Below are 17485 nucleotides of genomic sequence, written 5' to 3'. Positions count from 1 at the left end.
ATACGAACAAAAATTACTGAGAACATTATGCAATTTATTGATTTAAAAAAGCAATATCAACTCATTGAAGCGGATATTTTAAAAGGTATACACGCAGTGTTAAATCATGGACAGTACATAATGGGGCCAGAGATAGCCCAGCTTGAAAAAAAATTAGCAGAGTTCGCCGGCGTCAAGCATGTTATTGTCAATGCCAGTGGTACTGACGCCTTGCTTATGGCATTAATGGCTATTGAAATTGAGCCGGGTGATGAAGTGATCACCAGCCCCTTCAGTTTTTTTGCCACTGCGGAAGTGATCACCCTGTGTCAGGCCAAACCAGTATTTGTTGATATTGATCCTCAGACCTACAATATCGACCCGCAAAAAATCGAAGCAGCGATTACCTCACGTACCAAGGCGATTATGCCTGTCAGTCTGTATGGCCAATGTGCGGATTTAACAGCGGTTAATGCAATCGCCAAGCGTTATGGTTTGGCGGTAATCGAAGACGCCGCCCAAAGTTTTGGTGCGACTCATCACGGGCGCTATTCATGTGCCTTGTCGACAATAGGATGCACCAGCTTTTTCCCATCCAAGCCATTGGGCGGCTATGGTGATTCCGGGGCCTGCTTCACTGATGATGATATTCTGGCTGAGCGCCTGATTGAAATTCGCAATCATGGGCAAAATACTCGTTATAACCACCGCCGTATTGGAATTAATGGCAGAATGGATACGATCCAGGCAGCGATTTTAATAGAAAAAATGAAGCTTTTCCCCAATGAGATTCGGCTCAGACAACAGGTAGCCAGCCGATATATTTCCCTGCTATCCGACCATGTTAAAACACCTCAGTTATCTTCAGAAAACACCAGTGTTTATGCACAGTTCACTATTGAAGTAGATAATCGTGACGAGTTTCAACAGGCGATGCAAAAACAAGGCATTCCCACGGCAGTTCATTATCCTATCGCAATGCATCAGCAGCCGGCATTGTCCTTCTTAAACTATAAAACAGGGGATTTCCCTATTTCTGAGCGGGCAAGTGGACGTGTGGTAAGCTTACCCATGCATCCCTATCTGACATCGAAAGAGCAGGAAACAGTCGCTGAGGCAGTGAAACTTGCATTGGAGCAGGTTTCAGAGGTGTTGGCTTAAAATGTCAGCTCAACTAATTGTCGCACTGGATTTTGATACCAGGCAGGATGCCTTGAATCTGGTCGAGCAGCTCGACCCAGGCCAATGTGCAGTTAAGGTAGGCAGTGAAATGTTTACCTTATTTGGCACGGAATTCGTGAATACTCTGGTTAATAAGGGATATAAGGTTTTTCTTGATTTAAAGTTTCATGATATTCCCAATACGGTGGCTCAGGCCTGCCGTGCAGCTGCCCAGCTCGGAGTATGGATGATCAACGTTCATGCCAGTGGCGGAAGCCAGATGATGCAAGCGGCGAGAGAGGCTTTGGAAGAGGGCAGGAACAGACCTTTATTAATTGCCGTGACTGTATTAACCAGTATGAATGATGATAGCTTTTCTGCTTTGGGCATTCCAGAATCGATAAATAGCCATGTTCAGCGTCTGGCCAGCATGGCCAGTGAGTCCGGTGTCGATGGTGTTGTCTGTTCGGCTTTCGAGGTTCCTGAGATAAAGGGACTTTGTGGAAAATCTTTTCTTACGGTAACGCCCGGTGTTCGGCTGGATTTGAACTCTCGTGATGATCAAAGCCGGGTAGTCACTCCACTCGAAGCAAGCAGGCTAGGGAGCGATTTTTTAGTGGTGGGGCGCCCTATCACCAGAGCAGCGAATCCCGCGAGAGTCGTTGAAGCAATTCTGCAGGAAATCGGCTAGTCTGTCATAAAATTAACCTTGATACACCTGCTGTATCAAGGTATATCTTTCCGTTTTTGTGCGAATGTTCAGTAATCCTGGTCATTTAGCTATTCATTTCTGACAAAAAGTATGCTAGTTATAAATTAGATAAGCAGCTTAGCAACTGGGCAGGATCTATAGAACCTGGAATTTACAGATATCAAAGCTCATCTTAAGTAAAGGATTACTCTATGGACAGAGACCAGGTATTGAAGGAATTGATTTCTCAAAACAGTGTCTTTCACCCCAATAGCCAATTATTAAAAAAGTTTGTTTTGATTGCATACTATGGATGGCTACGTATTAACGGGCAACCACCCGATGATCAGTTTTCTTTAGCTGATTACTTATTCGATGAAGAGAAAATAATAATTGATTACAATGGCCTAAGCGACAAATCACGCAAAAAATTCAACCATTGGTTTTGGAAATCCCACGCTAACAATGCCCATCGAGCTTTTTTAAGCGACGCCGCCACTACTGATTACCGAGGCTATACTGCGGAGGTAGGTTTAAGTTGGTGGGGTAGAATTGTTAATTGGATATTTTATCGAAAAAAATCATATCAATGGCCTTTATCCCCTGTAGAACTTACTTTTGATTATCAGCTTAATGGTTTGGAAATTTGCAAGGGGCAATACGGTTTGCTAGTTGGATTAAATCAATTTTGCACCACAAAACAAATCAACAAATACCATCAGCCAGGCGATCCGCAGGAAGAACCCCTATTAAATACCAAGCGTCTCCGATTAACGGATGATATGGTGGAAAGCCTCTCCTCTCTGGATATTGAAAATCAGGAATACGATTCTATCCTAAATTCACCGCATCCTTTTTCAATCCATGTCAGAGACCCTAAAAAGCGCATGAAAGCCATGTATGAATACCGAAAGGTGGAGCGCTTTATTACTGCTCCTGCCTGGTATCTGCGCTTATGGCAACGACTGGTGAACATCTACACGGACAAAAAAGAGTCTGTAAAGCCTGAAAAAAAGCGGTCCAAACCCAATACGTTTCGCCCTGTCTTAAAAAAAGATAAAGCAGAAGTATTCCAGCATCCGGATACAGGAGAAATATTAATAATTGAAAAACGCCCTGAAATAGACACAATGGTCTTTTGCGGGGGAGGAGCGAAGATTTTTGCGCATGTCGGCGCTTATAAAGCGTTCCAGGACAGTGGAATACAGCCCAGTAAATTCGCGGGTAGTTCTGCTGGTGCCATTATGGCGATTCTGTGTTATCTCGGATATTCATGGTCAGAAATCCTTACTTTCTTTCAGCAGTTTAAGGAAGAAAACATTGTCCATTATAATATTGACAGCTCAGGGATTTCGGATACAGATGCCTTAAAAGCAGCACTGGATTTCATGATTATCAAAAAAGTAGATCAGATTTTATACGATTATGAGCTGATTGCAGGCAAAGCAGAAGCCAAAGCCTTACGAAATCAGGTTTTTGAACGAGGGGTGATAAGTTTTGAATCCTTAAAGCGCCTAAAGGAAGGATATCCTGATTGTTGTTTGGGCGAAGAGCTTATCGTAACGGCAACGAATAAAGAAAAAAGAAAAACAGTTTATTTTTCCTATGAGCATTCGCCGCACAAAGAGGTCAGTAAAGCGGGGGCTATGTCGTCCAGTTTTCCTATTGTTTTTAAACCGACCTTGCTGCCGGATGGCAATACCTATAACGATGGCGGGATTTTGAGTAATCTGCCTACAGAAGCCTTTAGCGATGATAAAACTACTTTTTTAAAATCAGAGCATGAGAATTGTCTGAAACTGGTTGCTTTTCAATTTGATAATGGACCGGAGCGCAGGATTTTGAATCGGTTTGTCCATCGTATTTATAGAGAAAATTTTTTATGGAACTGGATTTATGGCCTGCTCACCGGGGTACGGGACCCTGTCAGCGGATGGGAACAGGACCGTTTAAAATTGTTGCATTATAGTGGACAAACTGTGCTTATTCCTATTGGGAATGTGAGCGCGACCCAATTTGATATCTCTGCAGAGGATCAGGATAAATTATTCAAAAAAGGCTATAAAGCCGCTAAACGCTATATCGATACCCGGTATCAATTTTCTGAAAACGGAGCTGAAAATGCAGAATACTTGCATGTAAAATTTTCTGGTATCGAGGAAGCGATTTATTACAGCTGTTTCAGAGGTAATCGTGACTGGTTTGAAGAGTTGGCAAAACTTGGCTTGAGCCAGGGTATATGTGCTAGAAAAATTGAACAATTAAGGGATATGTATTTCACAGATGTTGAAATCGAGAAAAAAGACCCTGTAAGGACATCAAAAAACTCAGGCGGGCTATTTGATAGCCAACTCCCTAAAGTCATCGAGAAGAAAGCAGTGAAAACCAATATGCGAATTTTTCAATCGATTTATCCTATATTTCTGGACATTCCCTATGGATGGATAAAAAAAAGCAGTGATTTAAGCTTATATAAAGACGGACGGCATGCGAACTCTGCTCATTCCCCATTACGGGCCTTGCACAGTTTGAGTTTGATTAAGGGAGAAACTCATATTTTATTCCGTATCTTTGTCGAATTACTAAAAAATAAAACTGAGAAAAATATAAATGAATTATGCCGTCAGTTTAAAATACTTGAGCAGTCTTTACTACATAAAAATGAATTGAATCAGGTTGCCTTATTTGGGCAATGGGATTTGCTGCCTCATCAGGTGAATCGTATTCTTAAAATTTGTGAAAATAAAGCCTGGGCGGCTTTGACCAGACTTTGTGAGTCCCTGAAAAATGGAGAAGAGCCCTTGCAGGATATCGTTCGAGAGGGTGATTTACAGGAAATAGATTCCACCACGGATTATTGGCAGATTAACTCCCCAAAAGAGCCCACACCAACGGATCATTGGTACGAGCATGCTTGCAGTTATACTATCAGTGCCTAGATCTGCATAATCTATAAGCCTCTAATTATTTCATTCAAGAAATAGGTAGCTTATCAGGTCAAAATGACTTTAAATAGTGTCATTCCGCGTAGGCGGAAATCCATCTTGCAAACAACGTTTCAAAAGTAATTTATTATTAATTATTAGGTTGTTAACGAAGTGTTTGCCCTCTAAAAAAGCACTGAAAAAAAGTCAAGACTGGTTCTTCTAAAAAAAAGAAGATACAATGCATTTCCAAAAATTCTATCTAATTCATGCCTTTTGTGGATAAGTTTTTTGGTCTTTCCCCTTGTTTCACCGCTTTAAAACACACTCTCCCTTCAAACTCCGTGACTACAAAGGTTTCTTAACTTGTATTTGCTTCAAATGGCAGGCTTACTTATCCACAAAATCTGTGGATAACGATGTGTATAGAATGTTAGAGCGTCGATAAGTATAGGAAAAAGGAGACTGCCCAGACATTTCTCAATCTGTGTCGTTGCGAAGGACGCTATGCCGCCTGTACTGCTTAAGATCTCAATTAAAGAATGGCACTAAACAAAGTTCTAATTTTGTAATCGTCCATTTGAGTATTGTAGTCAGATTGTATTAAAATAGCGCATTGCAATTTGTGGTGTATTTCATGATTACAGTAAAACAGCTTAAAGATTTTCTGACAACCTTCAAAGATGCACCAATAGAATTACCTCCAGGGGTTGAGGCAGCAACAGTTAAAACGATACAGGACGAATCTCAGTACAGCTTTTCTTTCTTTAGCCGGTTTATTGCTCGCGATGAAAGTTCCGTTTTGTCCGCAAGTGTTGTTCAAGAAATAAGACATTATCTAGCCCTTCGCTGGAAAACACTTAAAACAGAACAGATTGCTTATACTCGTTTCCCTTTTTTACCCATCAATCAATTTTGCCTCAAGGTAGCAGAAGGAATTGCTGGCCCAGGAGAGGCCGTGTGTCAAATATTAATGCCGGGACTTACTGGTTTAAACAGGGCCTGTTTTTCTCTCAAATCTGAAACTGAACACAATGGTCATTTTGAGGTTGAAAACTTTATAGTCAATCAAAACTATACCAAGTTAATCCCCATTCAGGAAGTATTTGAAACGGCCTCACTGGACAGTAATCATATATTACTGGACTTTCAGCCGGAAGGAACGACGCTGTCCTACGAATTTGGCGGGCAGGATTTTCTTAATCTGTCGAATGTTGCAGGGGATGCGAGCAGGGCCTTTATCCAGGCTTTAAAACAAAATCATATTCAACGCTATGATAATAATTCATTAGGCTTTGCGATAAAAAAGTTGGCGACTGAACTTAAAAAAGCTTCGGTATCGGATGCCGGTTCAGAAGAAATGGTCAACAATAAGGTCCTGGGCGATGCGGTACAGTCATTTTACACTCTTTGGAAACAGCTCCCGTCTGAACTAAGTATGCCTCAGGAGCAAGGTACTGCACCAGGTGAAATATGTTTTGTGAAAGATATTAAACTTGAGACCTATGGGTACGATTTACCATTGGAGAGTTATTTTCTAACGCTTTTTTTTCATATGCAGCTCGCTATCACTGAGGAAGAGGGTAGGCGTGTTCTGGCAGAGGACGTCTTCCCTTGTGCCGATCAGCTTTCTAATATTTTGTCCGAGTTTCTAAACCAATACCCAGCGCTTTATCATATCCCAATTCAAAATAACCCTAATGAGTCCGTGGAAAAGTTGCCGGCCATGGCAGATTTACTGCCTGCTGTGCTTGAAGTATTGCGCCAACGCCCCCCTGTATTCGATGGTGAGGGCAATCTTGATTCACAGTTCATGCAGCTGCTCATAGAAAGCAACTGCGGTGTTCCCGCACGTCCTGAAGGATTAGTATTTATAGGGGAGCGAATAAAAAGTTATAGTTGTTTGATGCGCCTGAAAAATACCCCTGCGCTAGTGTCATCAGTCACTCCCCTCATTCATGATCGTCTTGCGGCCTTCCCGTATGAATCCAGTTTACATAGCCTTTTCTCTTTCGTTCCTGAAGCGCAACAACAAGTGATTATCGAAGCGCATGTTAAGAAGCTGATTCAGGAATATAATACCCTGGAAAAATACAATCTGTTAAAGTCGCGTTTAAAGAGCGCGCCATCTAATTTTCTGAAGCAACAATATGCTGAAATTCTAGCGCCAGATGTCCACACAGTAGATGATTTTTGTGCCTTAACAAAGAAGGTCGATAGCTCGATACTGGACCTGGTCTTTGGAAAACTACAAAATAAATATACCGTATTGCTTGGCTCTTGCGAAAATACGCTTAAAGTTTTACCACTTCTTACAGAGGAAGGTAGGCAGCGAAAGACGATTATTAATTTTGTCGGTCCCCATTTGTATGAATGGATAACGCCCGATAATTTCTATTCTTTTGAAACTTGGGTTAAATGTTCAGTTATAGTCGCAAACCAGATAAAAACCCGCATCGATTCATTCAATACATGGTTAAAAGAATATATTCGCTGGCAAACTTGCTTTCCAGTACAGGATATTTTACGGGAGCAGCTGTTCACTCAGTTCCTTACGGAAGTAAACGATAGCGCCACGTTGCTAAGTGTGGTGAAGGCGACTTCCGGGCTTGAGCGCTTGACAGTAATCGCGAAGTATACATCCTTAATTAGCTCAAAAGAGCTATTTACACAATTTGCTAAATTAATCTCTGAGCAAGACAAAGAACGCTATCTGGATTTAATTCCCTGGGAACGCTTTATAGGATCTGTAAGTGAGCTTACAGATCTTAAGACTATTTTTAGCTGGGAAACAATTCAAAAACTGATTCCAACCCGGTTTTCAGCGACCCAATTAGGTTGTACTGAAGAAGAGTTTTCGGCTTTATTGCCCCATTACACTCCGGAAGAGAAGGCGTTGCTTGATAAATTCGATTGTAACTATGCCATTGGTGAACTCAAGGGCTATCTCGAACAGATAGGTTTTGGCAGTTCCTTTCTTTTTGTGTCGTTCGGGAGCCAACTTTCGGAAGAAAAACGGAAAACCGCAATAGAGTTGATTAAAACGATGGAGTCTGAGCGGCTGACTTCACTCGAAAAAATTAAAGCGTTGCAAACAGCCTTAAACGCGCTTGAACATCGATACAATTCTTCGAGGGGACGATTAGAACAGATTATCTCAGGAATTTTAAAAGGAAAGACGTCTCCCGCTTATTCAATCAATTCCGCTGCAATGTTCTGGCGTTATGAACACATCCCTGAGCATGAAGAACGACTCAATCCACTGCGTCATGGTAACTAAATTGCCAATGTACCTTCTTTATTTGTAAGGAGATGCTTTTTAGTTTCATCTAATAATTGAGTTGGATTTTTTGTTTTGCTCATAATCCAGATAGCATTAGAAGAAGGATTATAACTCCACTTCCAGGTAATCACAGATTATCTTCCTGTCTATGATGATTTGCTAAAAAAAAGTATATTTTGATATTATATAAACATATTTTTCAACCATACTCACTATGTCACTGTTTAATCAAATTAATACACTTCTAATTAGTTACCAACCAATATCAGACATTGAAGTTACTCATATTGATACAATCACAGTGGAGCGAATGCTGTGGGACGAAGCTATTATTATTCAAAGCCTAAAAAATCTAGCGGGAAAATCAGATCTGGAAATAAAAGCCTGTCTGCGAGAGCTGTTGGCTCGAAGATCCAACTACACCCAGAGAGAGCCATTTAATTATTTTTGCTATCCTGGTTACCCTTTAAATGAGTTATGTGTCGAAATTGCCCACTTGATTGCTGAAAAAGAGGAAGCAGTTTGTGGTGTATTACTTGGAAGAAGTGAAGATTTGCTGTGTTGGCCCGTTTATTCCCTCAAAGATGAAACTGAAGAAGAAGTTAATGGGGAGAGCCGCTTTAATCCAAGGCATTTTTTCTTAAATGCCAATGGTCAATTAGTACCTGTTCGTGAGATTTATGAACGAAGTGTATCGCATCCAGAAAAATTATTCTCCAAAGATCCAGCAGTTCGATTTCCTGGTGTAAGTGAGTGGGACATTAAGGTTTTATATAGCATTGCCGGTAATGAAGGAAATAATTATTTAAAGCAGGCAGAAATCTATTTTTACCAGGATAATTCGTTGGCTGCCAAACTTAGGGAACTAGCCCGCGGGCTGCATGCGTCTTCATGGGTTGGAAATGGCACAGAAGCTTTAGCCGATCAGGAGATGGCTAAAAAAGCTGCAATACAATTTTATCACTATTGGAAAGCCCTGCCGCCCAACCCCGAAATTGATAAGCTCAGTATTAAGACCGTTTATTTAGAAGATGCCACATTAAAAGACTATCTGCTGGCAGTGATGATGCGTTTTGTGGACCCCGATCAGTTTACTGAAGCTGAGCGTCAGCAGTTTAATGTTTTAAACCGGTTTGGAGGGCCAAGAATTACGCCTTGCGCATTCGACATTTCTCAGGTTTTGAATTTATTTGTGGACCGTTATCCGATATTAAAGACTTTTATTTTAATGGGAGAGGAACAGCAAACTGACAATTTACAATCACTAATGGAGAGCGCTTTAACCTCCTTAAGTAGCCGCAAATTATATGTAGATAATGGGATTAACTGCCCTGGGGCAATGAAGCGCTTATATTCAAGAGAAATGATCGCCAATCCATTACTGAGCATGGAAGAAAAAAGTAATATGGCAGCAGAATTAGTGATTGATTTTGAAACACTGTTCGATCTGGTCTTCCCTTATCGGGAAACAAGGAAACAGGGAGAAACTACTGAAAAACCGTATAAAGAATTCTTGAGTTCAGTATCTGCAAAACTAAAATCCATATCGGTTGATAGATATAGTTATGAAACAATTGCCCAACTATTGAATAACTATACGGAAAGCGAGCAGATAGAAATTTTGAAATTTCTTGCTCCAAGTTGGAAAGAGGTTTGCAAAAGTTCACAGTCGATAAATACATTAGAAAGGCATCTGAGAGTTGCAAGTGCTAATATATTTCGTGAACTTCTTGCTGAAAGCTTACTGGGTTCTTGCAAGACATTGAGTGAAGGGTTAGCGATTTTTCATCAATATGATAGTGCCACACCGTTTCTCTCGTCCTTCATTCTATTATTGATAAAAAAGTTCCCCAACCAGTTTTCAAAAGTTGAGGCCATCAATGAATTAATCGTTCGGGAAAATATTCAATTTTTGAAGCATTTTTTGAATTTGGTAATTAAAAATGCAGCAGACTGGTTTGTGAACGAAGAAGAGTTTTCACAGTTTATTAATAAATTGAATACTGTACTGGGTGAAAATGAATTAGCAGCCCTGGTTTCAAACCATCAATTTAATCAATCGGAATTAGATTTTATTTTGTATTCTATTAGTATTAAAGCAAGTTATTCCTCCATATTCCCATTCTCTCAAAGTGCTTCTAATGTTCTAAGAAAGTGGATATTACAGTTTAAGTCACTCACAGGGTTTTTAAAGCAGTTTACTGCCAATCAAAGTGCTCTCAGAGACTGGCTGGTGGATTATTGCTCAATTGATGATATTGTAAGCGATAAAAACGATTTACTAGCGAGTATCGAGCTTCTATCAGATCAGGAGAGTGTATCCAAATTATTTAGATTCTGGACAATGAAGGAGCTATTACTCGATATTACCGCCACAGAATTGCAAAACATTGACTTGACAGTTGACGCAGTAAATCATCTTTTCAATCTTTGGCTTGAGCCACGAATTCGTGATGCAGAGACTTTTGAGGAAGTAGCTGGTTTTCTACAAGAGATGCCCTTGGCAACGCGGCCCGTAAAAACCTGGGTCAGGCATCTTCCTGAGAGCTTGGTAAATCAGCAAGACTCGTTTATTCGCATGGCAACTGAGTTTGAAGGTGCAAAGGAAATGCTCGATTATCATGGGCGCCATATCAATTGCTTTAGCTGGTTAATTCTAAGTCTTGAAATGGTAAAGCCTGCAGAACGGGTTTCATCACTTAGCAATTTATTGGTTAATTTAAAAAAAGGTTATTTAATTGATAATGAAGAAAAATATGCTCGCTTATCAGCCTTAATCCCTGATTTGCCCAGTACAATTTCAACTCAATTAGAGAAAACTCTTCATGCTGTTTCTAAAATGGATGAGCCCATTGATATCCATTCTATTCTGAAAGAGATACTCGAGGAAATAAAGGACTGTGAACTTCGCGACAAAGCTATGTTCACACCTAAGTTCTTCAGTTTTATAAGCCGGAATAGATCAATGTATAATTCTAGCAATGTGACTTTAATATCGGAAATTACCCAGTTGTCAATGAATCCTTCAATGTCACAACAAAGCGTTATCAGCTATTTTGAAGCCCTCCTGCAAAATCCTGGCATGATGATATATCATGATTGGGTATTAAGCTCTGTACTCCCCCGACTGAATCCTGTTAAGTACTTGATTTCCGAATTGATATATCTTGCGGACAAGAACAGTGATACAGGATTTCATAAAAGAAGTTTTAATCAAATATTTACAGATCAGTCTGATAGGTCGTTTTTTGCATACGAACTCAGAAGGTTTCAAAATAAAGCATCCTGCAAACTTTCTGACATAGTTAGCGACTTGCAAACACTTTTGGAAGCAAGTAAATGGCAATTTAATTGCTTTGCAATGTTGAAAGAGGCAGAAAGTATTTTACACCGTTATAAATCGCATGAATTTCCTAGTCTGACTAATCTGGCTAATGCAGAAAGCTACCGACCATCTATTACGAAAGTAATTTGAGCAGTTCCGAATAGATGTCGAAATTTACTCATTAATCTGGCACAATTCACATGAATCACCGCATTAATTGATCGATGAATAAAGAATTACAGCAATATTATTTACAGCAGATGGGTATTGAGCTTTGGCAGGAGCGTTCAGAAGAGATGGCAAAAGCGCCGGATTCTGATGATTTGAATGTTCTCTGTCAGGAAGTGGCATCCTGCCAGCAGTGTGCTTTGCATAAAACCAGAAGACAAACCGTTTTTGCAAGAGGTAATTCAAAAGCCCGATTAATGGTAATTGGTGAGGCGCCTGGCTATCATGAAGATCAACAGGGAAAGCCTTTTGTGGGCAGAGCAGGGGGATTACTCGACCAAATGCTTAAGAGTATAGGCTTTTCTGAAGACGATGTTTACATCGCCAATGTATTGAAATGTCGCCCGCCTGATAATCGTGACCCGAATGGCGATGAGATTGTCCGCTGCAGTCAGTATTTAACAAGGCAGATTGCGATAATTAAACCAGTAGCCTTATTGGCCGTGGGGCGCTTTGCAGGACAGTTTTTATTAAAAGAGGCCCTCTCAATGGCGCAAATGCGCTCAAGCGTGCATCATTATGAAGGCACTCCTTGTATCGTCAGCTATCATCCGGCCTACTTATTAAGAAAACCAATGGATAAAAAGAAGGCCTATAAGGATCTTTTGCAATTGAAAACACTTCTGAACTAATTATCACATACTACATGTAGGTTGGTCCTTGGTCTTATGGCGCTGTCTTAAGGTGTACAAGATATACTTTATACAAAGTAAGATGAAATCAATTTTCCTTTTTTGTATTATGCGGTTACGAGACGCATCAAAGAAGGAAAATTGATAGATGAATAAACGAAGATAAGGCTGTTCTTCAATTTATAAATAAGAAGCAATATTGTTAGACGTTTTAGGTTTTCCAACTAATTTTATTTATCGCACCAATTCTATGCTCAATTGCTAAGCAAAATAAGAATCTTGTTGTTTGTAACACTGCGTTATTTTTTTCTAATATTTGCCTCATCATAAACTTCATTTTTATTCCGTTTGCCAACTGCAATAACAGTTATAATCAATTTATTATCATTAACTTGATACACTAATCGATAACCTGATTGACGTAATTTCATTTTATAACAATCTTTTAATGTCCCACTCAGCATAGCTGAAATAACGTGCGGATTTTCAAGACGTCGTCTTAATATTTTCTTAAATTGTTCTTGAAGTCCTTTTGCTAATTTCTTCCATTCTTTCAGTGCAATAGGGTGAAAATGAAGCTCATAACTCATCAATATCAACCTTAATTGACTCAAAGGGAGAAGATAAACGTTGCTCAACTACTTTGTATAATTCATTTTCATCGATCAGATCCATTAATCGCTCAAATGTTTCTACCGGGATTAGATAGGCTGCTGCTGTATTATGATTCAAAATAGCTATAGGTTTGCCATGAGAATCATTAATAAGTTTGGTAGGATTCTTTTTTAATTCACTAATACTTGCTACCTGTGTTGCAAATAATGTTTGCATGGTATGACCTTAATTAAAACCTTTAATATGACCGAATTATAGGTCATAAGATAAGTGTTGTCAAAAAGATTTAAAAACCCTATTGTGAGATTACGTATTTGGGTACGATATCGTTATACACTGTATGCGTACCTAGATCACGCACTTACAGACTAACCTGATTATTCATTAGCCCTACCTACACAAATTAGCTGAAAGCTACCATTGATTCTCTTATCGGAGTTATAATGAAATTATTATCTGCATAGCCCATGTAAAAAAGCTGTTAAAGTGAATATCCATTCAAAATCTTCAAGGAAGTCCAGTCGCCCACTTTATGCCGGCTTTACGCTCATTGAAAGCCTGATTTGCCTGGCACTCATCCTTATTTCATTCTCTATAATCTCTCCCTTACTAAAAAATAATGATCAGCAGATTCGCTTAAATGTCTGTCAGAATCAGCTGATTCAGGCGCTTCATTTTGCCAGAAATCAGGCCATTCTTTCAGGAAAACCGATGGTACTACAGGCTGAGCACGCCAGTGATGACTGGACAAAAGGAATGGTTTTGCTTGCTGATACCCCTGATCATCGATATGAAACCAGCTTATTGCAACACCAATGGCACTGGAATTGCCGGAATGTCCTGATTAAATGGCAGGGATTTCTTTCAGACAAGTTTCTGGTTTTTGCAGCCAATCCTACCCAGGCAGCATCCAGCGGGCGATTCAAGCTTTTTGCCGGGAACAGATATTCCGATGTGATCATCAATCGATTGGGACGAATCAGAAGCTTGTCACGGTCTTAGTCGTATATCTCAACTGTATGATATAATTATCAGAGGCAATTCAACGAACAACCAGCATGAAAAGGATAGTTGAAAAAGGATTTACTCTGACCGAATTGATAGTCACTCTTTGCATTGCTGCCATTTTTATCACCGTGGCGGTGCCGGGTTATTATGCTTTAATCCAAAATAATAAAGTAGTTGCCATGGTGAATCGATTGTCAGCCAGTTTGAATTTCGCTCGAATGGAAGCTATTAAGCGCGGAGTGCGAGTATCGGTGTGCTCTGCAGGAAATGCCGCTTTAACCACCTGCGGTTCCGCCAGCCAGTGGGCACAGGGCTGGATTGTATTTGTGGATGCCAATAACAACAATCTCATCGATAGCAATAATGATTTAGTGAAGGTCAATGAAGCCTTACCCTCAGGAACTCGGGTCAATGCCGATGCCAGTATAGTCAGTTACAATAGTATGGGCTTTGCATCCAGCGGGGCCATGAATTTAAGTGTTACCGCAACGGGTTGTAAGGGCAACAATGCCCGCTCTTTGAATATATCCGCCAGCGGGCGTCTCAGCATCAGCCGAATTGCCTGTCAGTAACTCGTGTTTCTTATGATATACTAGTCGAAATTTTGAATGAGACGATTCTCCTATGCAAACGCTATTACCGCCAGCCGAGTGGGCTACATGGCTGACTCATAAAGCGGCATTGACTGAAAAATTAAGGCAGGAGACGGGCGATGCGCGTCTGGAATTAATTCAGCAGGTCATGACAAAACGCAATTGGTGGGATCGATTTTTCCTAGGCATCTCGGAAGAAAGTGTAATTCATCGGGATGTAATGATGTTTTCAGGGAATCAATGCTGCTGGTTTGCACGTTCTGTGATACCAGAATCCACTTTTGAGCAGAATAACTCTTTTTTTAATCGATTACAAAAGGAATCCCTGGGGCAGATCGTTTTTAACAGCCCAAATGTGGAGCGAGTGTCTTTAAGTCATTATTCTATCGATAACAATTTTCAGGAATATTATTGGATTAAAGAAGAGTTAATACGAAACGCTTCTAAACTGTGGGTACGTTATTCACGATTTATTATCAACGGTCATTTTCCATTTTATCTGATAGAAATTTTATTGCCTGATTTGTCGAGGATTAAAAAATGAATTGGCATGCCTATTATCGATTAGGGCGTTTTGATAAACCTATTGGAATTATCTTACTGTGGAGTCCTTCCGCCTGGGGATTATGGTTTGCCAATAAGGGCCATCCTTCCCTGATTTTATTTCTGCAGTTTTTAGCCGGCACTATTTTAATGCGGGCTGCAGGTTGTGTCATCAATGATATTGCTGATCGAAAAATTGATTGTCATGTTCGACGCACACAACATCGGCCTTTGACCGCAGGGGAGATCCCGCTTAAAAATGCCTTGGTCTACCTGTTCTTTCTGCTGTTTGCTGCCCTGATGATCCTGGTTCAACTACCGCTGGCCTGCACATATTATGCCTTATTCGCATTACTCATTACCATTGTGTATCCTTTTTGCAAACGCTTTATTCAGGTCCCGCAGGCGGTGTTGGGATTGGCTTTTTCAATGGGTATCCCAATGGCTTATGCTGCTTCCCATGTTCCCCTGGATTCTATCGCAATCAGTTTGCTTCTCATCAATTTTCTGTGGACTGTCGCCTATGATACAGAATATGCAATGGCTGATCGTGAAGATGATTTGAAAATTGGAGTTAAATCGAGTGCTATCCTGTTTGCAGATAATGATCGTTTGATAATTGGTTTATTGCAGGCAGTCGTTCACGCCCTTTGGTTCTATTTACTGCTCAGTGCCCAGTTGTTTAATGGCGTGCTGGCACTGTGCTGGATAGCCGCAGGAGCCAATTTATTTTATCAGCAATATCTAATCAGCAACCGTGAGCCTGCTGCCTGTTTCAGAGCGTTTATTAGTAATGCCTGGTATGGTCTTTTCTTATGGCTGGGAATGGTTGTCGGTTTTTGAAACTCATGCCGTTATTAGCTCATCCAGCAGACTGCTTGCTCCAATTCTGAACCAGGAAGGGGCGATTTCTTTTTTGAGTAATAGCGTTGCCATTTCAGCGTAGAGAAATGCGTCCTCAGTTTTACGAACACCGCCCGAGGCTTTAAACCCGACTGAGGCGCCAGAATCCTGGATAGCTTTGAGAAGAGTGTAGGCAGATAAGGGTGTTGCGCCAATGGCAATTTTGCCAGTCGAGGTCTTTAGGAAATCACAGCCCAAATCTATAAGCTCGCGAGCCAGGATATACAAAGAGTCTGACTCTGTAAACTGACCGGTTTCCACAATTACTTTGAATAAAACATTTCGATGCTGACATAAGGATAGAGCTTGCCGACAGCGCTCAAGTGCTTGCTGTTTGTATCCTTTCAGGTACAGCGAGTAGGGAAACACATAATCTATTTCATCAACTGGATAAGCCGATAGAGTATCTTCCAGTTGTGACATTACCAATGCTGCTGGCAAATCGCCACTGGGAAAGTTAAGCACGGTCGCTCTTTTGCAGATATCCTGGGGTGCCAGAAAGGCTAAATGTTGCGGATAGATGCAAAGAGCGGCCACTTTATACTGATTCGCTTTGAATTGCAGCTCGCTAATCTGTTGTTCAGTGGCTTTCTCATCCAACAATGTTAAATCAATGCAGGATACAATAGCCTGCCGGGACTGTGCTGTCTTAATATCCTGCTTTTCCAGACAAAAGTCTGCAAATCCGGTTTCTATATTCATGCCAGACTAGCAATAAATTCTTTAACCAGAATATTTAAACGCTTGGCTGCCTGATTGGCCATTTCCACTACCGAATCATGACTATGACTGCAGCTTGCAAGCCCTGTGGCGTGGTTGGTAATGGTGGCAATAACTGCTACTTTCATTCCACAATGATTAGCGACCAGTACTTCAGGCACAGTTGACATGCCTACGGCATCCGCACCTAAAATGCGAAATGCGCGAATTTCAGCTGCTGTTTCATAATTAGGGCCAATCACTGAAATGTAGACGCCTTCATGCAGCTTGATTTGAGTCTTTTCTGCAATTTGCAAAAACTTCTGACGCATTGCCAGATCATAGGCGTTATCCAGCGGGAAGAAACGTGGTCCGAATTCTTCTTCATTATGACCTACCAAGGGGTTGCCTGGCTGAAAGTTGATGTGGTCGGTGATCAGCATTAATTCACCGGGGCCTACTTCTTCACGTAACGAGCCTGAGGCATTAGTGGCAAGAAAATACTCACATCCTAATAACTTCAGAGTACGTATATAATTTTTGACAATCTCATGGTTCTGACCTTCATAGCTATGCGCTCTGCCTTGCAGACATGCGATATTAACACCTGCCAGTTTCCCCAATACCAGATTACCGCTATGCCCTTTGACTGTTGTGCAGGGAAATCCGGGCAGGCTGTCGTAACTGATAGTCACCGCGTCTTCAATCTGTTCTGCAAAACTCCCCAGCCCTGATCCCAATACAATACCAATCAGAGGTTTAAAATCAGGCAGTATTTTGCGAATTTCTGAAACAGCCAGAGAAGGGGTGCTTTTAGTGATTTCGTTCATTTTACAATCGATTTAAAACTAAAAAGAGGAAGGAATATACTGGGTAATTGCAGTAATGACAAGTGGCGTAT

Annotated in this window: 14 protein-coding genes; 10 read left to right on the top strand and 4 right to left on the bottom strand. The window is 40.7% G+C overall.

Going from position 1 to position 17485, the window contains the following annotated elements; translation table 11 throughout:
* Window positions 1-27: 27 nt before the first annotated feature.
* The 6 genes from LXA66_RS02770 to LXA66_RS02745 all read left to right on the top strand — a co-directional run bounded on the left by LXA66_RS02770 (window position 28) and on the right by LXA66_RS02745 (window position 12223).
* Window positions 28-1140, top strand: coding sequence for a DegT/DnrJ/EryC1/StrS aminotransferase family protein (locus tag LXA66_RS02770; RefSeq protein ID WP_233011818.1), 1113 nt, complete (start codon window positions 28-30; stop codon window positions 1138-1140).
* A 1-nt stretch (window position 1141) separates the two neighbouring features.
* Window positions 1142-1831, top strand: a complete 690-nt coding sequence (gene pyrF, locus LXA66_RS02765) for an orotidine-5'-phosphate decarboxylase (protein WP_233011817.1) — start codon at window positions 1142-1144, stop codon at window positions 1829-1831.
* A gap of 212 nt (window positions 1832-2043) precedes the next feature.
* Entirely contained in the window at window positions 2044-4770 is a 2727-nt protein-coding gene (vpdC, locus tag LXA66_RS02760; protein WP_233011816.1) for a Dot/Icm T4SS effector VpdC, read from the top strand.
* 622 nt (window positions 4771-5392) lie between these two features.
* On the top strand, window positions 5393-8035 hold the full coding sequence (locus tag LXA66_RS02755; protein WP_233011815.1) for a hypothetical protein: 2643 nt from the start codon (window positions 5393-5395) through the stop codon (window positions 8033-8035).
* A gap of 313 nt (window positions 8036-8348) precedes the next feature.
* Window positions 8349-11513, top strand: a complete 3165-nt coding sequence (locus tag LXA66_RS02750; RefSeq protein WP_233011814.1) for a hypothetical protein — start codon at window positions 8349-8351, stop codon at window positions 11511-11513.
* A gap of 74 nt (window positions 11514-11587) precedes the next feature.
* Window positions 11588-12223 (top strand): uracil-DNA glycosylase family protein, encoded by a 636-nt coding sequence (locus LXA66_RS02745; protein ID WP_233011813.1) that lies wholly within the window; start codon window positions 11588-11590, stop codon window positions 12221-12223.
* 299 nt (window positions 12224-12522) lie between these two features.
* Here the strand turns inward: LXA66_RS02745 and LXA66_RS02740 are convergent, their stop codons facing one another.
* Both LXA66_RS02740 and LXA66_RS02735 read right to left on the bottom strand, forming a co-directional pair.
* Window positions 12523-12813, bottom strand: coding sequence for a type II toxin-antitoxin system RelE/ParE family toxin (locus LXA66_RS02740; RefSeq protein WP_233011812.1), 291 nt, complete (start codon window positions 12811-12813; stop codon window positions 12523-12525).
* Window positions 12803-13054 (bottom strand): type II toxin-antitoxin system prevent-host-death family antitoxin, encoded by a 252-nt coding sequence (locus tag LXA66_RS02735; RefSeq protein WP_136635195.1) that lies wholly within the window; start codon window positions 13052-13054, stop codon window positions 12803-12805. Before LXA66_RS02735 ends, LXA66_RS02740 begins: the two co-directional genes overlap by 11 nt.
* Before the next feature lie 270 nt (window positions 13055-13324).
* On the opposite strand from LXA66_RS02735, the gene LXA66_RS02730 reads away from it, so the two are divergent.
* Genes LXA66_RS02730 through ubiA form a run of 4 tightly spaced genes read left to right on the top strand, consistent with a single transcriptional unit; the run spans window position 13325 to window position 15825 of the window.
* A complete protein-coding gene (locus LXA66_RS02730) occupies window positions 13325-13840 on the top strand; it encodes a GspH/FimT family protein (protein WP_233011811.1) in 516 nt (171 codons plus the stop codon).
* Window positions 13841-13896: 56 nt separating this feature from the next.
* The gene (locus LXA66_RS02725) at window positions 13897-14418 is read left to right on the top strand and encodes a GspH/FimT family pseudopilin (RefSeq protein ID WP_112218450.1); all 522 of its coding nucleotides are present in this window, start codon (window positions 13897-13899) and stop codon (window positions 14416-14418) included.
* 52 nt (window positions 14419-14470) lie between these two features.
* Window positions 14471-14983 (top strand): chorismate lyase, encoded by a 513-nt coding sequence (locus LXA66_RS02720; RefSeq protein WP_233011810.1) that lies wholly within the window; start codon window positions 14471-14473, stop codon window positions 14981-14983.
* Window positions 14980-15825, top strand: a complete 846-nt coding sequence (ubiA, locus tag LXA66_RS02715) for a 4-hydroxybenzoate octaprenyltransferase (protein ID WP_233011809.1) — start codon at window positions 14980-14982, stop codon at window positions 15823-15825. The genes LXA66_RS02720 and ubiA overlap by 4 nt, the downstream gene beginning before the upstream one ends.
* Before the next feature lie 3 nt (window positions 15826-15828).
* Here ubiA and LXA66_RS02710 read toward each other — a convergent pair whose 3' ends face one another.
* A complete protein-coding gene (locus LXA66_RS02710) occupies window positions 15829-16587 on the bottom strand; it encodes a deoxyribose-phosphate aldolase (RefSeq protein WP_112218447.1) in 759 nt (252 codons plus the stop codon).
* On the bottom strand, window positions 16584-17414 hold the full coding sequence (locus LXA66_RS02705) for a purine-nucleoside phosphorylase (RefSeq protein WP_233011808.1): 831 nt from the start codon (window positions 17412-17414) through the stop codon (window positions 16584-16586). Before LXA66_RS02705 ends, LXA66_RS02710 begins: the two co-directional genes overlap by 4 nt.
* Window positions 17415-17485: the final 71 nt, after the last annotated feature.

It is taken from the genome of Legionella sp. 16cNR16C (assembly GCF_021297775.1).
In the GTDB taxonomy this organism is placed as follows: domain Bacteria; phylum Pseudomonadota; class Gammaproteobacteria; order Legionellales; family Legionellaceae; genus Legionella_C; species Legionella_C quinlivanii_A.
This window is presented reverse-complemented; position numbering and strand designations above follow the sequence as displayed.

Excerpts from the sequence above, each read along its gene's own strand:
- LXA66_RS02725 (WP_112218450.1), top strand. The coding sequence starts at position 13,897 with ATGAAAAGGATAGTTGAAAAAGGATTTACTCTGACCGAATTGATAGTC.
- LXA66_RS02740 (WP_233011812.1), bottom strand. The coding sequence starts at position 12,813 with ATGAGTTATGAGCTTCATTTTCACCCTATTGCACTGAAAGAATGGAAG.
- LXA66_RS02750 (WP_233011814.1), top strand. The coding sequence starts at position 8,349 with ATGCTGTGGGACGAAGCTATTATTATTCAAAGCCTAAAAAATCTAGCG.
- LXA66_RS02755 (WP_233011815.1), top strand. The coding sequence starts at position 5,393 with ATGATTACAGTAAAACAGCTTAAAGATTTTCTGACAACCTTCAAAGAT.
- LXA66_RS02720 (WP_233011810.1), top strand. The coding sequence starts at position 14,471 with ATGCAAACGCTATTACCGCCAGCCGAGTGGGCTACATGGCTGACTCAT.
- LXA66_RS02745 (WP_233011813.1), top strand. The coding sequence starts at position 11,588 with ATGAATAAAGAATTACAGCAATATTATTTACAGCAGATGGGTATTGAG.
- LXA66_RS02710 (WP_112218447.1), bottom strand. The coding sequence starts at position 16,587 with ATGAATATAGAAACCGGATTTGCAGACTTTTGTCTGGAAAAGCAGGAT.
- LXA66_RS02735 (WP_136635195.1), bottom strand. The coding sequence starts at position 13,054 with ATGCAAACATTATTTGCAACACAGGTAGCAAGTATTAGTGAATTAAAA.
- LXA66_RS02705 (WP_233011808.1), bottom strand. The coding sequence starts at position 17,414 with ATGAACGAAATCACTAAAAGCACCCCTTCTCTGGCTGTTTCAGAAATT.
- vpdC (WP_233011816.1), top strand. The coding sequence starts at position 2,044 with ATGGACAGAGACCAGGTATTGAAGGAATTGATTTCTCAAAACAGTGTC.
- ubiA (WP_233011809.1), top strand. The coding sequence starts at position 14,980 with ATGAATTGGCATGCCTATTATCGATTAGGGCGTTTTGATAAACCTATT.
- LXA66_RS02770 (WP_233011818.1), top strand. The coding sequence starts at position 28 with ATGCAATTTATTGATTTAAAAAAGCAATATCAACTCATTGAAGCGGAT.
- pyrF (WP_233011817.1), top strand. The coding sequence starts at position 1,142 with ATGTCAGCTCAACTAATTGTCGCACTGGATTTTGATACCAGGCAGGAT.